General features: G+C 58.6%; 15 protein-coding genes and 1 tRNA gene. 10 read left to right on the top strand and 6 right to left on the bottom strand.

The genetic code is table 11. From position 1 onward, the window contains the following. The 4 genes from ACP15P_RS04335 (at position 1) to putP (ending at position 6565) form a co-directional block, all read left to right on the top strand. The gene (locus ACP15P_RS04335) at positions 1-753 is read left to right on the top strand and encodes a ParA family protein (protein ID WP_424927266.1); all 753 of its coding nucleotides are present in this window, start codon (positions 1-3) and stop codon (positions 751-753) included. Continuing rightward, entirely contained in the window at positions 750-1223 is a 474-nt protein-coding gene (locus tag ACP15P_RS04330) for a CYTH domain-containing protein (protein WP_424927265.1), read from the top strand. The genes ACP15P_RS04335 and ACP15P_RS04330 overlap by 4 nt, the downstream gene beginning before the upstream one ends. Positions 1224-1381: 158 nt before the next feature. Next, the gene (putA, locus tag ACP15P_RS04325) at positions 1382-5056 is read left to right on the top strand and encodes a bifunctional proline dehydrogenase/L-glutamate gamma-semialdehyde dehydrogenase PutA (protein WP_424927264.1); all 3675 of its coding nucleotides are present in this window, start codon (positions 1382-1384) and stop codon (positions 5054-5056) included. Between the two features lie 36 nt (positions 5057-5092). Then, positions 5093-6565 (top strand): sodium/proline symporter PutP, encoded by a 1473-nt coding sequence (gene putP / locus ACP15P_RS04320; RefSeq protein WP_424927263.1) that lies wholly within the window; start codon positions 5093-5095, stop codon positions 6563-6565. Positions 6566-6660: 95 nt separating this feature from the next. Here putP and ACP15P_RS04315 read toward each other — a convergent pair whose 3' ends face one another. Both ACP15P_RS04315 and ACP15P_RS04310 read right to left on the bottom strand, forming a co-directional pair. Next, a complete protein-coding gene (locus tag ACP15P_RS04315; RefSeq protein WP_424927262.1) occupies positions 6661-8709 on the bottom strand; it encodes a M10 family metallopeptidase in 2049 nt (682 codons plus the stop codon). A 343-nt stretch (positions 8710-9052) separates the two neighbouring features. Beyond that, positions 9053-9126: transfer RNA gene (locus ACP15P_RS04310), tRNA-Gln, on the bottom strand. A gap of 484 nt (positions 9127-9610) precedes the next feature. Here ACP15P_RS04310 and ACP15P_RS04305 point away from each other — a divergent pair. Then, on the top strand, positions 9611-10351 hold the full coding sequence (locus ACP15P_RS04305; RefSeq protein WP_424927261.1) for a response regulator: 741 nt from the start codon (positions 9611-9613) through the stop codon (positions 10349-10351). Between the two features lie 55 nt (positions 10352-10406). Here ACP15P_RS04305 and ACP15P_RS04300 read toward each other — a convergent pair whose 3' ends face one another. Further along, positions 10407-11381, bottom strand: coding sequence for a GlxA family transcriptional regulator (locus ACP15P_RS04300; RefSeq protein ID WP_424927260.1), 975 nt, complete (start codon positions 11379-11381; stop codon positions 10407-10409). 158 nt (positions 11382-11539) lie between these two features. Between ACP15P_RS04300 and ACP15P_RS04295 the strand changes: the two genes are divergently transcribed. Beyond that, positions 11540-12910 carry a class II 3-deoxy-7-phosphoheptulonate synthase gene (locus ACP15P_RS04295; RefSeq protein ID WP_424927259.1) on the top strand — a complete coding sequence of 457 codons (1371 nt, stop codon included), beginning with the start codon at positions 11540-11542 and terminating at the stop codon, positions 12908-12910. A 35-nt stretch (positions 12911-12945) separates the two neighbouring features. Next, positions 12946-13818: a phosphoserine phosphatase SerB gene (serB, locus tag ACP15P_RS04290; RefSeq protein ID WP_424927258.1), complete on the top strand. Its 873-nt coding sequence runs from the start codon at positions 12946-12948 to the stop codon at positions 13816-13818. Between the two features lie 20 nt (positions 13819-13838). Here the strand turns inward: serB and ACP15P_RS04285 are convergent, their stop codons facing one another. Continuing rightward, a complete protein-coding gene (locus ACP15P_RS04285; RefSeq protein WP_424927257.1) occupies positions 13839-14495 on the bottom strand; it encodes a PAS domain-containing protein in 657 nt (218 codons plus the stop codon). Between the two features lie 194 nt (positions 14496-14689). On the opposite strand from ACP15P_RS04285, the gene ACP15P_RS04280 reads away from it, so the two are divergent. Genes ACP15P_RS04280 through ACP15P_RS04270 form a run of 3 tightly spaced genes read left to right on the top strand, consistent with a single transcriptional unit; the run spans position 14690 to position 16767 of the window. Beyond that, entirely contained in the window at positions 14690-15586 is an 897-nt protein-coding gene (locus ACP15P_RS04280) for a YicC/YloC family endoribonuclease (protein ID WP_424927256.1), read from the top strand. Between the two features lie 3 nt (positions 15587-15589). Next, positions 15590-16237 carry a guanylate kinase gene (gene gmk / locus ACP15P_RS04275; RefSeq protein ID WP_424927255.1) on the top strand — a complete coding sequence of 216 codons (648 nt, stop codon included), beginning with the start codon at positions 15590-15592 and terminating at the stop codon, positions 16235-16237. Next, positions 16237-16767, top strand: coding sequence for a gamma carbonic anhydrase family protein (locus ACP15P_RS04270; protein ID WP_424927254.1), 531 nt, complete (start codon positions 16237-16239; stop codon positions 16765-16767). Before gmk ends, ACP15P_RS04270 begins: the two co-directional genes overlap by 1 nt. 2 nt (positions 16768-16769) lie before the next feature. Here ACP15P_RS04270 and ACP15P_RS04265 read toward each other — a convergent pair whose 3' ends face one another. Both ACP15P_RS04265 and ACP15P_RS04260 read right to left on the bottom strand, forming a co-directional pair. After that, positions 16770-17435 carry an SDR family NAD(P)-dependent oxidoreductase gene (locus tag ACP15P_RS04265; RefSeq protein ID WP_424927253.1) on the bottom strand — a complete coding sequence of 222 codons (666 nt, stop codon included), beginning with the start codon at positions 17433-17435 and terminating at the stop codon, positions 16770-16772. 29 nt (positions 17436-17464) lie between these two features. Then, on the bottom strand, positions 17465-18883 hold the full coding sequence (locus tag ACP15P_RS04260) for a cryptochrome/photolyase family protein (protein ID WP_424927252.1): 1419 nt from the start codon (positions 18881-18883) through the stop codon (positions 17465-17467). Positions 18884-18959: the final 76 nt, after the last annotated feature.

Below are 18959 nucleotides of genomic sequence, written 5' to 3'. Positions count from 1 at the left end.
ATGCTGATCCTGTCATGCTATTCCAACAAGGGCGGAGTGGGCAAAACCGCCACGGCCGTCAACCTGGCCCACGCCCTTGCCGAAGCGGGCAAACGAACCCTCCTGTGCGATCTGGACCCGCAGGGCGCGTCGAGTTTTTATTTTCGCGTGAAACCGTCGAAGAAGCTCACGAATACGCGCTTTTTCGAGGACGTTGAGCGGTTCACCAAAGCAATCCGGGGCAGTGATTACGAGAACCTCGACATCCTTCCCGCGAACATGACCTTTCGGGATTTCGATGTGTTCCTTGCACGGATGCGCAACAGTCATTCCCGTCTTAAAAAGGCGCTAAAGGCGGTCAAGGGTGACTACGACGTGATCCTACTCGACTGCCCGCCCAACATCTCGACACTGTCGGAGAACGTGTTCAAGGCGTCTGACGGAATTGTTGTGCCGATTATCCCCACCACGTTGTCGCAACGGACTTTTGAGCAGTTGCTGGAGTTTTTTGATGACAATGACCTGTCACAGAAAAAAATCCATGGCTTCTTCTCGATGGTACAGGGCGTGAAAACATTGCATGGCGAAACCATTGAGGGCATGTCCGCTTCCCATCGCAAGCGCATTATGAAAACCCACATTCCGTTCTCGTCCGACATCGAGCGGATGGGCGTGCATCGTGCGCCGGTTACAGCCACCGCCCCGCGCAGTGCCGCTGCGCAGGCTTACCGCGACCTGCACGGGGAAGTCATGAAACGGGTGGCCAAATCATGAGTACCGAAATCGAGCGCAAGTTTCTGGTTCTGAACGCGCCGGACCTTGATGGGCTGAAGAGCGAAACGGTCCGTCAGGGCTACCTCTCCGCGACTGAGGACAAGGTCGAGGTCCGGGTGCGGCAAAAAGGCGCGGGCTTTTTCCTGACGGTCAAGAGCGGCGGATCGGTTGTCAGGAGTGAACATGAGGTCTCACTCGACCAGTCGCAGTTCGACGATCTGTGGCCCGCCACTGAGGGTCGTCGACTTGAGAAAACGCGGTATTCCGGCAGTCTGGAACGCGGTGAGACGTTTGAGTTGGATGTCTACAGCGGAACTCTCGCTCCCCTGATGGTTGTGGAAGTCGAATTCCCGTCGCTGGAGGATGCGGAGGCGTTTGAGGCCCCGGCGTGGTTCGGCACGGAAGTGTCCGGCGAGAGCCGTTTCAAGAACAAGGCCCTTGCCGTTGCGGAGGGTCCGCCGCAACTCTAGAGTTGGCCTGCACTTCTTCGCGTGATCAAAAAAATTTGAATTTTATCAGTTACCGGGCAGCGCGGCTAACATAGATGCCTGCCCGATTAAAGGCTGTTCATTTACCAAATATTGGGATTTCATCAGGGCTGGGGAAGTCCCGTCGTGGGACGATTGAATTGAGCGAGGCCGAGATGAATTCCGAACCGCTAAGTATTGAAGCCGCAACAACTGAAACACGTGCTGCGGTTCGCACCAGATACGCCATGGATGAAGCGGATGCGGTGCGCGATCTTGCCGACCGTCTGGGATTGCCGGCGGAACGCCGCGACGCAATAGTTGAGGAGGCTGCAAAGCTTATTCAACGCGTTCGCGATGACACAGATCCGACCATGATGGAGGCGTTTCTCGACGAATATGGCCTGTCCACCGAAGAGGGTGTCGGGCTCATGTGTTTGGCTGAGGCGCTGCTGCGCGTGCCGGATGCCGAAACCATCGACGACCTGATCGAGGACAAGATCGCGCCGTCGAACTGGAGTTCCCATCTGGGGCATTCGTTCTCGCCGCTGGTCAACGCGTCCACTTGGGCGCTGATGCTGACGGGCCGCGTGCTGAAGGACGATCCTTCGCGCCCTGCCGCCGGTGCGCGACGTCTGATCAAGCGTCTTGGTGAACCGGTTGTCCGGACCGCGGTGGGTCAGGCCATGCGCGTTATGGGCCAGCAGTTTGTTCTCGGCCAGACTATCGAGGAAGGCATCAAACGGGCCGAACCGCTGCGGAAAAAGGGATATACCTATTCTTATGACATGCTCGGGGAGGGGGCACGTACTGAGGCGGATGCCCAGGCATTTTTTGACAGCTATTCGCACGCGATTTCACAGATAGCCAAGGCCGCTAAAGGCGACGTGCGGGACAATCCCGGGATCTCCGTGAAACTGTCCGCTCTTTCACCGCGTTACCTGACGACCCATCGCACGTCACTCGAGAATGATGTGATCCCGCGCTGCCTGAAACTGGCGCAAATGGCTGCCGAAGCCAAAGTCGGCTTCAATATCGATGCCGAGGAGCAGGACCGGCTCGATGTTTCCCTCGATGTAATTGATGCGGTGCTCTCCGACGAAAGCCTGAAGGGCTGGGACGGATTCGGTGTTGTGGTTCAGGCCTATGGCAAGCGCGCGCCGGAGGTTCTTCGCCATCTGCATTCGCTTGCGGAAAGCCTCGACCGGAAAATCATGGTCCGCCTCGTAAAGGGGGCCTACTGGGACACCGAGATCAAGCTTGCACAGGAACTTGGTGCCTCATCGTTCCCCGTGTTCACCCGCAAGGTCAACACGGACCTGTCCTATATGGCCTGCGCAAAAATGCTGCTCGACATGCGCGACCGGATCTATCCGCAGTTCGCAACGCATAATGCCCATACATGTGCGGCTGTCCTTGAAATGGCCGGCAACGACCGCGACGGATTTGAGTTCCAGCGCCTGCACGGAATGGGTGAATCGCTTCATGGCATCGTGCGGTCGCAGGCCGGTACCCGCTGCCGCATTTATGCACCCTGCGGACCGCATAAGGACCTTCTTGCCTATCTCGTACGGCGGTTGCTCGAAAACGGCGCCAATTCCAGCTTCGTGAACCAGATCGTGAATGAGGAGATACCTCCGCGCGAAATTGCCGCCGATCCGGTGGAGCGGGCTCTCGAAAACGACCCAATCCAAAATCCGGACATCCGCCTTCCCCTCGACCTGTTCCGGCCACGACGGCAGAACTCGAAAGGCTACCGTTTGGAGGAGCCCGCGAGTGCGCTGGAGCTGATAGAAGGCCGAAACGCTTTCGCGGACACCAAATGGACAGCCCGACCGGTTCTTGCCGATGACGCCGACCCCGAAGGTCCCGCCATTGAGGTCAAGGCGCCAGCCGATGGCAGCCCTGTGGGGACGGTCCATGAAGCGACCTCCGGCGAGGTCGCGCGAGCGCTGGAAGCGGCGAAGTCCGGTTTTGAGGAATGGTCCGCGACGCCGGTGAGCGAACGCGCCGCCATACTTCGTCGGATTGCTGACCTCTACGAGGACAACATGGCCGAGTTCTGTTCCATAGCCACGCGCGAGGCCGGAAAGATCCTGCTCGACGGGGTTGCCGAGGTTCGGGAAGCGGTCGATTTCCTGCGCTTTTATGCCGACGAGGCCGAGCGCCTGGACGAGGAGGAGCCGGGTTCCGCCAGAGGGATTTTTGTTTGCATCAGTCCCTGGAACTTCCCGTTGGCGATTTTCACTGGACAGATTGCTGCGGCCCTCGCAGCTGGAAACTCGGTGCTGGCCAAGCCCGCTGAACAGACGCCGATTATAGCAACACGCGCGGCCGAAATGTTCCGGGAAGCGGGCGTGCCAAAAGCTGCGTTCCAGTTGTTGCCGGGTGACGGACCGACCGTGGGTGGTCCGCTGACGTCGCATCCCGGAATTGCGGGAGTGTGCTTCACCGGTTCGACGGAAACGGCGCAGCGCATTCATGCGGCCCTTGCGGCGAATGCGCCCGCCGATGCAGTCCTCATCGCTGAAACAGGCGGCCTGAACGCGATGATCGTCGACTCCACCGCGCTTCCCGAGCAGGCAGTGGATGACATCGTCGCCTCGTCGTTCCAGTCGGCCGGTCAGCGCTGTTCGGCGCTTCGTATTCTCTATGTGCAGGAGGATACCCGCGACCGTCTTGTCGATATGCTCAAAGGAGCGATGGATGCCCTGGTGACGGGTGATCCATGGTCGATTGATACGGACATCGCCCCCGTGATCGATTCTGACGCTCAGGCGGACATTTCCGGATACATTGAGGCACAGGAGAAGAAGGGGCGGCTACTGAAACGGCTGGATGCGCCCGAAGAGGGCACATTCGTCGGCGCGGCCATGATTGAGGTTGGTGGCATCCAGGATCTTGAGCGTGAGATCTTTGGTCCGGTGCTTCATGTTGCGACGTTCAAGGCCAAAGATATCGATAAAACGGTGGATGCGATCAACGACCGCGGCTTCGGTCTGACATTTGGTCTTCATACCCGTATCGATGACCGCGTTCAGCAGATCGTCGACCGGATCCACGTGGGCAACATCTACGTCAACCGAAACCAGATCGGCGCCATTGTCGGCAGTCAGCCGTTTGGTGGCGAGGGCCTGTCGGGGACCGGACCGAAGGCGGGCGGGCCAAACTACGTCAACCGGTTCCGCAGAACGGAAACTCCGGGCGAGCATCCGGCGCCGGACGTTGAGGCTGTAGGTGGTGCGCAGATCGAGGAGGCCTTTGGCAAACTCGACGCGACCGCATGGGCGGCCCGCAACGACCGGGTTCAGGTCTTGCGGCGCGCGCTTGACGGAAAGGGCGCCGTGGTGAGGCGGGCGGTTAATGCCGCCGCCTCATTCGACAGCGGCCAGTTTGATCTGCCTGGTCCGACTGGTGAGTCCAATCAGATGTCCATGCCGCCCAAGGGCCCTGTGCTCTGTCTTGGTCCCGAGATTGAAACGGCTCTGGCCCAGGCGGCGCAGGCCCTTGCCGCGGGATGTCCGGCGGTGGTCGTGGCACCGGGCGCGGCCCAGGCGGTTGCGCCCATGGTCAGGGCAGGTGCGCCAGTGAGCGGGATCGATGGCACCGTGTCAGATGACACCCTCGCCAACGCCTCGGGTTTTGTTGCTGTGGCGGCAGCCGGGGCCTCTGACTGGACCCAGAATTTGAGAAAAGCGCTGGCGGGCCGAAACGGACGCATCATCCTTTTGGAAACAGAAGTGATCTGTCCGGCGCGATATTATGCCGAACGTCATGTCTGCATCGACACGACGGCGGCAGGCGGGAACACGAGTCTGCTGGCCGCCGAGGCCTGAGGACGCGTACCCAAAACATAGGAAGGGAGCACGATTATGCAGACTGGAATTTGGATCAGCCTGATCATTTATTTCGCTGCCATGCTTGGAATTGGTTTTTATGCGTTTCGCAAATCCACATCCAATTCCGAGGAATACATGCTGGGCGGGCGCAACCTTCCGCCCGCGGTTGCCGCCCTGTCCGCGGGGGCATCGGACATGTCCGGTTGGCTTCTGCTGGGCCTGCCCGGTGCCCTGTACGCTGCGGGACTGGTTGAGGCGTGGATTGGTATCGGCCTCTTCATCGGGGCGCTGGTCAACTGGATCGTGGTTGCGCCAAGGCTTCGTGAGCAGACGGAGCGGTATGATAACGCCCTGACCATCCCGGAATTTCTTGCGAAACGTTTCCCGAGCCAGGCCACTGCGCTACGCATGGTGTCCGCGGTCATCATTGTGGTGTTCTTCGCGGTCTATACTGCGTCCGGCCTGGTCGCGGGCGGCAAGCTGTTCTCCTCCGCATTCGACGGTGGATACCAGACCGGCGTCTGGCTCACGCTTGGTATCGTGCTGGTTTACACGGTTGTGGGTGGCTTCCTGGCCGTTTGTCTGACCGACTTCGTCCAGGGCTGCATCATGATGCTGGCCCTGATCGTGATGCCGGCGGTTGTGCTTTACGCCGGTGACGGTGGCGGTTTTGCACAGGCGGGTGAGACGCTTGCGGGCATTGAGGGCTTTACAATGTCCTGGTGGACGGAAGGCATGACGCTGATCGGGTGGCTCTCGCTGATGGCATGGGGGCTCGGCTATTTCGGGCAACCCCACATCATTGTGCGTTTCATGGCCGTACGGAGCGTCGAGGAGGTCGCAACCGCTCGAAACATCGCCATGGCCTGGATGGCGATTTCCCTCGTTGGCGCGATTGGTGTAGGCATCCTGGGTCGGGCCTATGTGGAGAGAAACGGGATTGAACTCGGTGACTCCGAGACGATTTTCATCCTGTTGGCCGAGACACTGTTCCCGGCGATCATCACGGGCTTCCTGTTTGCTGCTCTTTTGGCTGCGATCATGTCGACCGTATCGAGCCAATTGCTGGTATCCTCGTCCTCGCTGGCAGAGGACATCTACAAACTGCTGGTCAACAAAACGGCCAATGAAAAGACCATTGTGGCCGTTGGACGGATTGCAGTTGTAGCCGTTGGGGCGGTGGCCGCTGTGATTGCGGGTGATCCGGAGAGCAAGGTTCTTGGCCTCGTGGCAAACGCCTGGGCCGGCTTTGGTGCCGCGTTCGGTCCGCTGATGATTCTGGCGCTGACATGGAGCAGAATGACCGGGCGTGGGGCTTTGGCGGGCCTGGTTGTGGGTGCGTTGACCGTGATCATCTGGATCGCGTTTGGCTGGAACTCCAGCTTCTTGGGCGGTCCGGGCATCTATGAGATCATCCCCGGTTTCATCTTCGCGATGATTGCAATTGTTGCGGTCAGTCTGGCTACGGAAACCAAGGATGAGTTCAGACCTCTGACTGCCAGGTAGCGGCCTTACATAGACTGATTGAGGGCCATCGGGTGGAAGTCCCGATGGCCCCTTTACTTGGGTTATCGGCTTCGGTGATCGGGCAGGGAGCTTCCCTAGAAGATGAAATCCGCTTCCGTGTAGGATGAGGCCCGAACGTTACCATCCCGGATAATGCACTGGAACTCTATGGCGCGGTCTCCATCCGTGTTTCCGCAGATCAGGGTGTTTTTGCCGGAGTCGATCGCCCAGAGCCGACCTTTCCCGGTGGCGTTTCCGAACTCAAAGTCCTGAATGCCGCTTCGGGTGGTGTCTGCATCAAATGCCGAGAGGTCGATGCGGTCGCCAAAACCGCTGTCTGCGCGTTGAAAAGCGGATGTTCCGTCCCCACCACGAATGACGTCAGCCGCCCACGGCCTTGAATCCGAGGCATCGACAAACCGGAAAACGTCGTTCCCCGAGCCGCCAACCATGACGTCCCGGCCACCGTTGCCCTGAATAACATCATTTCCCGCGCCGCCGCGCAGGGTGTTGGCGGCACCGTTGCCTATCAGCGTGTCGGCGCCGGACCCGGTGACGGCGTTCTCGATTGAGACGATCTGTTCCCCCTGCCAGGGCTTGCCCGGAAAGGTGACGAGTCCAGCCGTCAGATCAACCCGCACGGAACTGGTATTCGCACTGTAGAGCACGGTGTCACTGCCGGCACCTCCATCAAAACTGTCGGTTCCTCCACGGCCATCAAACGTGTCATTTCCAGCGCCGCCTGAAAAAGAGTTGCCCGAGCGATTGCCTATGAGCACATCATTGCCGGAGCCGGTTACCGCGTTCTCAATCGAGACAAGCGTCTCTGCCGCCCAGTTGTTTCCTGGGAACGTCGCCTTGCCCGCGGTCAGATCAACCTTCACGGCCGACGTGTTGGAATCATATAGAACGGTGTCGCTACCGCCGCCGCCATCCATTGTGTCATTGCCACCGCCGCCGTCCAGGGTATCGTTCCCGCTGAGGCCGAACAGCGCATCCCTGCCGCCACCGCCGCTGAGAGCATTGTCCACTTCATTTCCGTAGATCGTGTCATGGCCTCCGCCACCAACCGCATTTTCGATCAGCGACCGCTGGTCTCCGTCGTGCAGCAATGCGTTGAAAACATTCCCGCGGGCGTGTCCGTTGTTTGGGCCTCCTCCAAGATAGGCGAGCTGTGCCGAGGAGAACTCGGAATGCGCCCCGGCCCGCAGATCAATATCAACGGACGTGTTATAGGCGGAAAGATCGTAGGTGTCGTTTCCACCGCCGTCCCATACCGTCATGAAAATGCGGTTGTCTGCGGAGGAGATGGCGGTTGCCCCATCGACCACTGTGTTGCCGGAGTTTGGTTTCCACGAGTAAACGGTGTCGCCGGAACTCGTGGTGTAATCCGCTCCGTACATATGTTGAAGTGCGGCAATGTCATACATCATGAAAGTCTGTGCATAGCCGCCATACTCGTTTTTGTAGTAGGCTGGATCGTGACCGACATGGGATCTGTAGGTCATCACAGAGTATTCCATGGAATCGGTATTGTAGGGGAGGCTCCCGTTGGGCGTCGTTTCGTGCCCGTGTTTCAGGCCAAGCGCATGCCCGATTTCGTGGATGACGGCATGGTAGTCATAGTTGCCAGCGTAGGGATAGTCGCCTGACGGACCGAAAAATACGTCACCGCCCCAAACTCCGGTGCTGGGGTAGTACGCGTAGGCTGTCGACGGGTCGCTGGTGTTTGCAAGGCGGATGGTGCCGTTGCCACTCCCGTGCCCAGCGTAATTCACGGTCAGATTGGTGAACCCTTCGACGGAAAACCCGGCATGGGCTGCGGGTTGAGTGAACGTGTCCGAATCAAGAGTTGCGTGAACCGCCCGCATTTGGGTGTCCGTGAGTTGGCTCAGGTTCGTAAAATTCTCCGGATGGTTGGTCTGGTAGTCCCAGCGTTTGTCCGGGTCGCTGTAGCTTATCGTGCTACCGGCCCATTTGATACCTTTAAGGAGGCCATCAATGCGCTGGTCATTCGTCTTCCCAACCCACTGAGTGCTGAATGACCCGCCCGCGCTTACCGGGGTCTGCCATCCGGAAGCATGTGCGTGTTCGCCTTCTTCTGCATGTGAACTTTTGGATTCACTTATCTGAAATCCGTGCATTTCAATTACCCCACCACAAGTAAGAACAAAAAATAAAATGGTCGTTGCAGCCATGCTTCAGATTAAAATTCCGGGCCGCAGGTTGAGTATACTTGGATGAGATGCCCGGTACAGGCTGTTTTTGGATAATTTTTGGGTGCAGCCGAGATGAATGCGTTGAGTCACTCCTATTACGATTTCTATATAAGGGAGTTCTCGAAAAATTTGGTGGAGCGATTCAATCTAATGAAAGCCTTGCTGATACCCCGCTTTATAGCGGGTCGGTATCACGCCGGAAAGCTTCTCAATACTAATCAGGCTCCCCGTAAGGATAGCTTCAACTCAATTGGATTTTTGGGAGGATTGGCTGGGGAACCTGGATTCGAACCAGGACTAACAGAGTCAGAGTCTGCGGGTCTACCGTTAACCTATTCCCCAGTAGAATGCGCGCTGTCTACAAAACCGGATCGCATAGTTCAAGACAAAGTATCGGCAATTTTTCATCATTCCGCATTTGAATGCGTCGATCCGCCAGCAGCCCTGGTTCAAAATGACAGGCGGTGGGCAGTCACGCGCTGTCGTGCGCTGCGGATTTCGACTCGGCCTCGTTAGAGAAACTTCTCAAAATACCCGGTAACCCCGAAAAAGATTGAAGCCAAAAAAGGCTAAAATTCAGACCGTTACAACAAGTTCCAACCTCGCCCGCGGTCTTGGAGCGGCGCTGGGCACAGGCTGGAAGCTCGGCGCGAAGATCCCACAAATGGCGACAATTTAAGGGAAACGGCCCGGGGTATTCGGTTCAAAATGTATGTATTTCAGTTGTTTAAATCCCGTTTGTCGGGTGGAGCGCAAAGTTGGTTAACTTCCTGTTAGCAACGTTGGCATCAAATCGCCTGGTAGTTTGTTTTGGGAGTATCTGGTTATGAGTGCATCTTCAGGAGAGCCCCGCCCGGTTTCACTTGGCGGTTTGCGCCGGCACTGTCTGTTTGCAGTTACAATTCTTCTCGTTGAGGACAGCCGTAGCGCATCGGAGGCCATTCGCCTCTTCGCCGCCGAAAGCGGCGCGCGGGTTCGCAGGGCGGACACCCTTCATTCCGCAAGCCGTCACCTGGCCATTTACCGGCCCAACGTGGTGATTGTGGATCTTGGTCTGCCCGACGGGGATGGCATGGCTCTGATCCGGCATCTCGCCTCCGCATCCACACCAATCAGCGGAATCATCGCCATGAGTGGCCACGACCGTGATGCATGGCAGGATGAGGCGCGGGCCGCTGGCGCCGCCACATGTCTGCAAAAGCCGATCGAGAGCCTTGCGGCTTTCCAGGAGTGCATTCTGTCCGTACTGAGCGATGCCGACAGCCGGATTGGCCCGGATCAGCGTTCCGTGGATTTCTCAGACCGTTCCTCCATGAGGATTGCCTTTAACGAGGACATGCTGCGCGCGCAGACGCTTCTGAATGAGGCGATGAAGGAAAATGACGCGGAAACCATCGCGTACTGCTCGCAGTTCCTCGTCTCCATCGGTGAGATGCTCGATGATCAGGAACTCGCTCGCACCGCCAGGGCTGCCGTTACGGATGCCGGGTCCGCCGCTGAACTGATGCTTCTGCTCGCGGCACGGATTCAAAAGGACGAACCGCCAGCCATCCGTGGTGTGGCCTGAGCCTCTGGTGGGGTCTGAAACTGAAAAAAGTGACGTTCCGGGGGCCGGGGCGTGATCAGTGCTCGCCGTCTGAGGCGCCCCGCTCGCGGTAGGGCGTCGTGCTGTACATGCTGCGATAGCATTTGGAGAAATGCGACGGTGAGGCAAAGCCGCAGGCTAGCGCCACATTTATGACGCTCATATCGGTTTGCAGCAGCAGGTTCCGGGCCTTTTTAAGGCGCAGCTCCATATAATACCGCTTGGGACTGCGGTTCATGTACCGTCGAAACAGCCGTTCCAGCTGGCGGGTCGACATGCCCACGTCTTTGGCGAGGGTCGATGGCGAGATCGTTTCCTCAATATTGTTTTCCATCTCCTGCACCACCTTCGCCAGTTTCGGGTGCCGCACGCCAATGCGTGTAGGGATCGAAAGGCGTTGTTCGTCTGATTCGGAGCGCAGTGAGGTGTGGATCAACTGATCCGCCACCTGGTTTGCAAGATCGGTGCCGTGTTTGCGGGCCACCAGGTTGAGCATCATATCGAAGGACGCCGAGCCTCCCGCAGCCGTGTAGCGATTCTGGTCGATGATAAAAACACTCTGGGTGAGTTCGATTTCCGGGAATTCCTCCATGAAGCTGTCCCGGTTTTCCCAGTGCGTGGTGCAGCGTTTCCCATTGAGCAGCCCCGCGCTCGCGATGGCGTAGGCACCGGTACAGACCGCACCAATCGCCATGCCCCTTCGGCTCTCCCGCCTCAGCCAGTTCAGGACCGTTTTGGTGGTCGACTGTTTGATTCCGATGCCGCCGATCACGATAATTGTCGTGTCACGGTCAAATTCCCCGAGGGCCTGATCGCAGCTGACCTGAACACCGGAGGAGGACGTAACCGGATTGCCGTCCTCGCTGACCACGACCCAATCATAAAGCTTCGTGTTGCTGATATGGTTGGCCAGTCGCAAAGGCTCGATGGCACCGGCAAACGCACTCAGGGTAAAGTTTTCCAGAAGTAGAAAAACCATCCGTTCGGCACGGGGGGAGGGGCCAGCATTCATGTCGATCCGTAACCTGTTCCAATCCCGCGAAACCTGTGCCTTGACGAAGCTGATTCGGGGATTGAAAAACCTAACGCCAAAAGGACGGGTATGGTCAACAATGAGCCCTGTCGCTATAGACGGAGCCCGAATCGAAATCGACTGCAGGGAGCAGGATAATGAGTGCTGAATGGGTCAAATCCGAATGGCGTGCCAAACCACGGGTCCAGATGCCGGATTATACCGATGCCGACGCCCTTAAAAGCGTTGAGGGCAAACTTGGCTCCTATCCACCGCTGGTGTTCGCCGGTGAAACCCGCAAGCTGAAACAGCAACTGGCCGAGGTTTCGGAAGGCAAGGCGTTCCTTCTGCAGGGCGGTGACTGCGCCGAGAGCTTCAATGACTTCCGCGCGGACATCATTCGTGACACCTTCCAGGTGATGCTGCAGATGGCCATCGTGCTGACCTTCGGCGCGAAATGCCCAGTCGTCAAAATCGGGCGTATAGCAGGACAGTTCGCGAAGCCCCGGTCCTCACCCACTGAAAATGTGAATGGTGAGGTTCTGCCGTCCTACCGCGGTGACATCATCAACGGTTTTGAGCCGACGTCCGAAAGCCGGATCCCTGACCCGGACCGCATGCTTCAGGCCTACACACAGGCTGCCGGTACGTTGAACCTTCTGCGCGCGTTCGGGCAGGGCGGTTTTGCTGACATCGCCCGGGTTCATGCGTGGACGCTCGATTTCACCGCCGGTGCCGAGGGATATTCCGAGTACCACAAAATTGCGAACCGTATTGGCGATTCACTCGAATTCATGCGGGCTGCGGGCGTTGACGGATCCAGCAACGACACACTGAGCCGGGTTGATTTCTACACCAGCCATGAGGCGCTTCTGCTCGAGTACGAGGAGGCCCTTTGCCGTGTCGACAGTACAACCGGTGTCCCGGTTGCCGGGTCCGGCCACATGCTCTGGATCGGCGACCGTACCCGCCAGCCGGACGGTGCGCATGTCGAGTTCCTGCGCGGTGTACAGAATCCGATTGGCCTGAAATGCGGTCCGTCGATCACCGAAAGTGACCTTCTCAAGCTGATTGACACGCTCAACCCCAAAAACGAGGCAGGGCGCCTAACTCTGATTGCTCGTTTTGGTGCCGGTCAGGTGGGCGAACACCTGCCGCGTCTCATCCAGGCCGTGCAGCGTGAAGGACGCAAGGTTGTCTGGTCATGCGATCCGATGCACGGGAACACGATCAAGTCGGAATCGGGCTACAAAACCCGTCCCTTTGACCGCGTCCTGCGTGAGGTGCGTGAATTCTTCGCAATCCACAGTTCCGAAGGCACGGTTCCCGGTGGCGTTCACTTCGAGATGACGGGCCGTGACGTGACCGAATGTACCGGTGGCGTGCGTGCGGTATCCGATGAGGATCTCTCCGACCGCTATCACACCGCCTGCGACCCGCGTCTAAATGCGGCGCAGTCGCTTGAGTTGGCCTTCCTCGTGGCTGACATGCTCCACAAGCGTCTTGAGGAACAGCGCGCGGTTAGCTGACCCGCGGGCTAAATTGAGTAAACGGGAGCCGGTGCATGAGTGGCCAGGGTTTTGTGGTTGTAACATCGGCTTCCGGCGTTTCCGACGCAGAGGCGGCTCAGGTCGCTGACGCGTCAAACGGCACCGAACCGCGACGTCTGGCGGACAGCGCGGTGGATTTTGCTCTGTCCTCCGCACCGGATGTTGAGGCCCTGCGCACGCAGTTTCAGCACTTCGATCTGAACTGGGTTCCCGAGCGCAACCGCGAGAAGAAACTCCTGATCGCAGACATGGACTCCACGATGATCAGCGTGGAATGCATTGATGAGCTTGCGGATTTCGCGGGCGTGAAGGACGAGGTTTCGCGCATCACGGAACTTGCAATGCAGGGCGAACTGGACTTCGAGGAGGCCATTCTCGCGCGCGTTGGCCTGCTACGGGACCTGCCGGTTGCATCGCTGTCCGACTGTTACGCGGAGCGTGTCAAACTCAATCCCGGCGCGTGGAGCCTGGTCCAGACAATGAATGCCCGTGGTGCGGTCACCGCGCTGGTTTCAGGCGGATTTGACTATTTTACCGGACGCGTGGCGGAAGAGGTTGGATTTGCAAGCCACCAGGCCAATGTCCTGCTGGAACGGGACGGTCGGCTCACCGGGGATGTTGGACGGCCGATCCTTGGCCGCGCGGCAAAGCTGGAAGCACTCGGCGAAAAGCTCCGGGAAAATGGTTTGGGTTTTGAGGAAGTGATTGCCGTCGGGGACGGTGCAAACGATCTCGACATGATCACGGCGTCAGGCCTTGGTGTGGCCTATCATGCCAAACCCGCGCTTGCGGAGGCTGCGGACGCCCGGCTGGACCATTCTGATCTCACCGCGCTCCTTGCGCTTCAGGGTATTCCGCAATCCTCCTGGATCACGCGGGACCACTGAACCCGGTTCTCAATCGCCGACTACTTGCCGTCGATAATTCTCAGTTTCGGCGCACCCTCGCGCGACCGCGAGCGGGCCTCCGGATTGCCCTCGATGGAGGTAAGTTTCGGCTGGCGTGGCGGCGGGCCATCAAACGATGCCTGTTCTTCCGCGAATCCTGGCAGCGGCTGACGCGCCTCAGACTTGCCGGACTGGTTTGTTTCAATCGGCGTTACGGTCACGTCCCTGATCGAGAAGGACAGGGGCGGGGCGAAAATATCGCTCTCGCCGGCCGTGCAGCCAAGCACACGGTTGATATCGCCAAAATCACTGCGCAGCGGCATCATCAGCATGGTCGCGTGATAGGAGCCCGACCGGTTCGGTGCCTCAAGCTTCAGCTCAACCACAGCGGGTTCGTTCATGACAACGTTGAGCAGCCGTTCATAGCGCTCACGGTCCACCTCGTTCACGAGCTGACCGGGCTGCATGCCGCGGACTTCCATATTGGCCATTTCGCAGATTTTCATACCGGCCAGCCGTATCCGCATGTTGTCCGCACCGATCTTTTCGATGATAAACATGTTTTCCAGAGCGGACTCGAACTGCCGCGGATCGATCTCCGCGCGATACGGCGCAACTCTGCCGGCGCGAAGACGCTCCCAGTAGGATTTCAGCGATGACAACATCAGATCATTCATTACTTAACTCGATCGTACCAAAACATCCCGCTGCACCTGTCCGTACGGGAAACGGACGTTGGTAAACAACTTCTTTATACGCTATACGACCTTTCCCGCAAAGTCGCCCGTTTTACGCGAGTTACGTTAATTTGCGCAAAAAAAATGAAAAAATTGATGATACTCTCTGATAAATTGCTGGAGCCGTCCCCAAAATGCCACTGAATTCAATGACCGGCTTCGCCGACCACTCCGGCACTGACGAAGAAACGTCCTGGGTGTGGGAAGCGAGGAGTGTCAACGGGCGCGGGCTGGAAATTCGTCTGCGTCTGCCGGATGGTTTCGAATCGCTCGAACCGGTGGTCCGGACGGCGGTCTCAAAAGCCTTCAGCCGCGGCAATATCAGCGTTTCCCTGAAGCTCGGCCGCCGTACCAGTGTAGCCGCACCGCGATTAAACCCCGCGGTGCTGGAAGAAGTCATTTCCGGCATTGAACAGGCTTCCACGCTTGCTGCCGAACGTGGTCTGGATCTGATGCCTCCAACGATTGCCGACCTGCTATCGATGCGTGGCGTTATGGAAACCGACACGCGGCTGCCGTCGGACTCGGCCGAACTCATGGCGGCGCTGAAGGCCGGGATTTCTGATCTGGTATCGGGTCTGAAAGAAGCCCGCGCTACCGAGGGCGCCAGCCTGCAGTCCATTCTTTCCGAGAAGCTCGATACCATAACGCAACTCTGCGCCGATGCCCGCAAGGCCGCGGAAGAGAGCGGCTTCCGCTCCGGAGAGGTTCTGCGCGCCCGGCTCCAGACAATTCTCGACAACACGGCGGACATGGACGAAAGCCGGATCGCGCAGGAACTGGCGGTCATCGCCGTGAAGGCGGATGTCTCGGAGGAACTTGACCGCCTGGATGCGCATCTGTCCGCTGCCCGCGACCTTCTGAAGCAGGAAGGTCCAGTGGGAAGAAAGCTTGATTTTCTCACCCAGGAATTTAACCGTGAGGCAAACACCCTTTGCTCCAAGGCCGGATCCACCGATCTCAAATCGGTAGGCTTGGAGCTGAAGGTGGTGATCGACCAGATGCGTGAACAGGTACAGAATGTGGAGTAGGCCATGAGTAACGTAAACCGCCGTGGCCTGCTGATTATCCTGTCGTCCCCCTCTGGCGCGGGCAAATCGACCCTGTCCCGGCGTTTGCTGGAATTCGACTCAAACGTACGGTTTTCGGTCTCCGCCACGACCCGCCCGCCGCGTCCCGGAGAACAGGAGGGACGGGAGTACTTCTTCCGCAGCCGCCATGAGTTCGAAACCATGGTGCGTGACGGAGAAATGCTTGAGCATGCCGAGGTGTTTGGCAATCTTTATGGTACGCCCCGCGCTCCGATCGAGGCTGCGATCAATGCCGGGCAGGACGTGCTGTTTGACGTGGATTGGCAGGGTGGACAGCAGATCCGCAACTCTCCGCTGCGGGACAGTGTTGTCTCGATCTTTATTCTGCCCCCATCAATTGCCGAACTGGAAAACCGTCTGCGCACGCGGGGTCAGGACAGCGAGGAAGTCGTGCGCAACAGGATGGCAAAATCACGCGATGAGATCAGCCACTGGGCGGAATACGACTATGTTTTGATCAACGAGAGCCTGCCAAACTGCGAAAAGGAACTGCTGGCAATTATCCAGGCCGAACGCCTGCGCCGCGACCGGCGCACGGGCCTGATGGAACTGGTCAACGAAATGAACCGCGAATTTGAGGAGCGCAACTGATGCCCCTGTTCACCCTTGACGGAACCGCGCCCAATCTCCCGGAAAACGGAGACTGCTGGATCGCACCCGGAGCGCAGGTGATGGGAAAGGTCATACTGCACGAGGGCACATCGGTCTGGTTCAATGCGGTCCTGCGCGGTGATAATGAAGCCATCACGTTGGGCGAGGGATCAAACATTCAGGATGGTTGCGTCTGTCATACCGACATGGGCTTCCCGCTGACCATTGGCGCTGGCTGCACGGTTGGGCATATGGCTATTCTGCATGGCTGCACCATCAGCGACGGCAGTCTCATCGGCATGGGATCGACCGTCCTGAACGGAGCGGTGATCGGCGAAAATGTTCTCGTCGGTGCTGGCTCACTGGTCACCGAAGGCAAGGAATTCCCCGAAGGCACGCTTGTGGTCGGACGTCCCGCCAAACCCGTTCGCGACCTCACGGAAGCTGAAATCGCGGGTCTCGCGAAATCGGCTGAAGGATATCGCCGAAACATGATGCGTTTCCGCAAGGGCCTGAACGAGCCCGTTTGAGATCACCAGGGAATTTCCCGTCCGGCATAGTCGAAGAATTTGCCGGTCTGGTCCGGTTTCAGGCTCTCGATTACGTTGAGCAGATTCGCCGCCGCCTCGTCCGCAGGCACCGTGTCGTGCCGGTCGGCATATTCGGCAGTGAAGGGTGTCTCGACCGTGCCAGGGTGGAGACAGACGCAAACAGCCTGTTTGTGGGTCCGCGCAACCTCAATAGCTGCACCATGTACAATCTGGTTCAGTGCCGCTTTCGACGCGCGATAGGAGTGCCATCCTCCCAACCGGTTGTCACCAATCGAACCAACCCGTGCCGAGAGTGCCGCAAACACGCTCCGTCGGTCACGCGGCAACAGCCTGAGAACGTGTTTGAGGATGAGAGCCGGCCCAATAGTGTTGACGCGGAACTGTCCCATCAGGCCCTCGGCTTCCAACGCCCGCACTGATTTCTCCGGCTGGTATCCATCCACCACCAGAGCGCCGGTCGCCACCAAGACGAGGTCGAACGTACCCGACAGCCGCCCGACAATGCGGTCGACAGAGTCGGGGTCGGTGATATCCAAACCATCACCGCTGCGCGAAAGACCCGTAACCTCGTCACCGCGTTCAGCGGCAGCGGATGCCACCGCGCTTCCGATACCGCCGGAGGCTCCAATAACGAGTGTACGCGCCATGTTTCGTTTCTCCCGTCAGCGGTTGATATTCAGTCGTCGTCCTTAAATCCGCTGTAAGCGTCAAGCGCGGCCTCGCGCCCCTCACGCAGACCAACGACAGGGGAGGGATAGTCATCCTCCGGTGAAAGCCCCCAGCTTTCCGGAATCGCCTCGAAATAGTCGAGCGCGTCCTGCGCGGGCTGCGAACGGCCTTCTGCAATGAACCGGTTGCGGTAGTCACCGTCGGAGTCAAACTTGTCGCCTTGAGTTTCCGGGTTGAACACCCGAAAATAGGGGGCCGCGTCCGGCCCGCATCCGGCGACCCACTGCCATCCGAGCGCGTTTGAGGCCGGGTCCCAGTCGATCAGACAGTCCTCGAACCAGGCCTTGCCGACCTTCCAGTGTGTCATCATGTGCTTGGTCAGGTATGACGCCACGATCATCCGCGACCGGTTATGCATGGTTCCGGTGACGTACATCTCGCGCATTGCGGCATCGACCATCTCGATCCCCGTGCGGCCCTGCTTCCATCGCAGCGCGTCCTTCCGGTCGTCCTTCCATGGAAAACCGTCCCAGTCGCCGTTCCAGTTTTCGGAGACAATTTCAGGCGTGTGATAGACCAGATGATAGGCAAATTCGCGCCAGACCAGTTCCTTCAAAAACGTTTCCGCACCGCGTTTGCCTTCCTGCACGGCCCGCCAGCCCGCGTGCCAGCATCGCCGCGCGGATATTTCGCCATAGGTGAGGTTTTCCGACAGCCTGGACGTTCCGTTCCCGGATGGTAGATCCCGCTTGTCCTTATAGCTTTCGATCCCGTTCGCGATGAAGGAGCCAAGTCTTCCCACGGCCGCGGATTCACCAACGCTGACGTGCTTTTTGACGATATCGGCGCCCCGCCGCATGGCGTCACCCATCTTCAGGTCGGCCAGGTCTTCGCTGTCAGGCCAGGTGTCCGGTGGCTGAAGTTCAGTAATGGCCGGCAGGCATTCAGCAATGTCCCGGTCGCGCACCGCTTTCCACATTGGCGTGTAGACCTTGTAGAACCCGCCGGATTTCGTCTCGACGGTCCATGGCTCGAACAGGACATGACCGGGGTGGCTCTCCGCCTCCAGTCCGTCATCCTTCAGGGCCGATTTGACGTCTTTGTCGCGTGCGACCGCATCCGGATCGTAGGCCCGCGTCCAGTAAACCGCCTCGGCTCCGGTCTCCTTGATAAGATCCCGAAGAACCTCCAGCGCCTTCCCTTGACGAATTATCAGTCGCGAGCCGATCTTTTCCAACTGCTCGGTAAAGTGTTCCACGACAAGACCCAGACGCCATTTCGGCGCGGCACCATGGGTTTCAACCACCTCATCCAGAATAAATACGGGTATGACCGGACGACCGGTCGCGGCAGCTTCCGTCAGCCCCGGATGATCGCCAAGTCGGAAATCCCGGCGGAGCCAAAAAATTACCGGTGCATTCGCCATTCGCAGCCTTTCAGTGATTCAAGGGACAAATCCCGCAGCGGCGTTTTGGTTCCACTGCGTCATGGCAATGGTACAG

It is taken from the genome of Amaricoccus tamworthensis, from assembly GCF_049800875.1.
GTDB lineage: Bacteria > Pseudomonadota > Alphaproteobacteria > Rhodobacterales > Rhodobacteraceae > Amaricoccus > Amaricoccus tamworthensis.
Note: the sequence above shows the minus strand (reverse complement) of the source record. Positions and strands in the feature narration are given on the sequence as shown.

Excerpts from the sequence above, each read along its gene's own strand:
- ACP15P_RS04335 (WP_424927266.1), top strand. The coding sequence starts at position 1 with ATGCTGATCCTGTCATGCTATTCCAACAAGGGCGGAGTGGGCAAAACC.
- ACP15P_RS04330 (WP_424927265.1), top strand. The coding sequence starts at position 750 with ATGAGTACCGAAATCGAGCGCAAGTTTCTGGTTCTGAACGCGCCGGAC.
- putP (WP_424927263.1), top strand. The coding sequence starts at position 5,093 with ATGCAGACTGGAATTTGGATCAGCCTGATCATTTATTTCGCTGCCATG.
- ACP15P_RS04315 (WP_424927262.1), bottom strand. The coding sequence starts at position 8,709 with ATGCACGGATTTCAGATAAGTGAATCCAAAAGTTCACATGCAGAAGAA.
- ACP15P_RS04305 (WP_424927261.1), top strand. The coding sequence starts at position 9,611 with ATGAGTGCATCTTCAGGAGAGCCCCGCCCGGTTTCACTTGGCGGTTTG.
- ACP15P_RS04300 (WP_424927260.1), bottom strand. The coding sequence starts at position 11,381 with ATGAATGCTGGCCCCTCCCCCCGTGCCGAACGGATGGTTTTTCTACTT.
- ACP15P_RS04295 (WP_424927259.1), top strand. The coding sequence starts at position 11,540 with ATGAGTGCTGAATGGGTCAAATCCGAATGGCGTGCCAAACCACGGGTC.
- serB (WP_424927258.1), top strand. The coding sequence starts at position 12,946 with ATGAGTGGCCAGGGTTTTGTGGTTGTAACATCGGCTTCCGGCGTTTCC.
- ACP15P_RS04285 (WP_424927257.1), bottom strand. The coding sequence starts at position 14,495 with ATGAATGATCTGATGTTGTCATCGCTGAAATCCTACTGGGAGCGTCTT.
- ACP15P_RS04280 (WP_424927256.1), top strand. The coding sequence starts at position 14,690 with ATGCCACTGAATTCAATGACCGGCTTCGCCGACCACTCCGGCACTGAC.
- gmk (WP_424927255.1), top strand. The coding sequence starts at position 15,590 with ATGAGTAACGTAAACCGCCGTGGCCTGCTGATTATCCTGTCGTCCCCC.
- ACP15P_RS04270 (WP_424927254.1), top strand. The coding sequence starts at position 16,237 with ATGCCCCTGTTCACCCTTGACGGAACCGCGCCCAATCTCCCGGAAAAC.
- ACP15P_RS04265 (WP_424927253.1), bottom strand. The coding sequence starts at position 17,435 with ATGGCGCGTACACTCGTTATTGGAGCCTCCGGCGGTATCGGAAGCGCG.
- ACP15P_RS04260 (WP_424927252.1), bottom strand. The coding sequence starts at position 18,883 with ATGGCGAATGCACCGGTAATTTTTTGGCTCCGCCGGGATTTCCGACTT.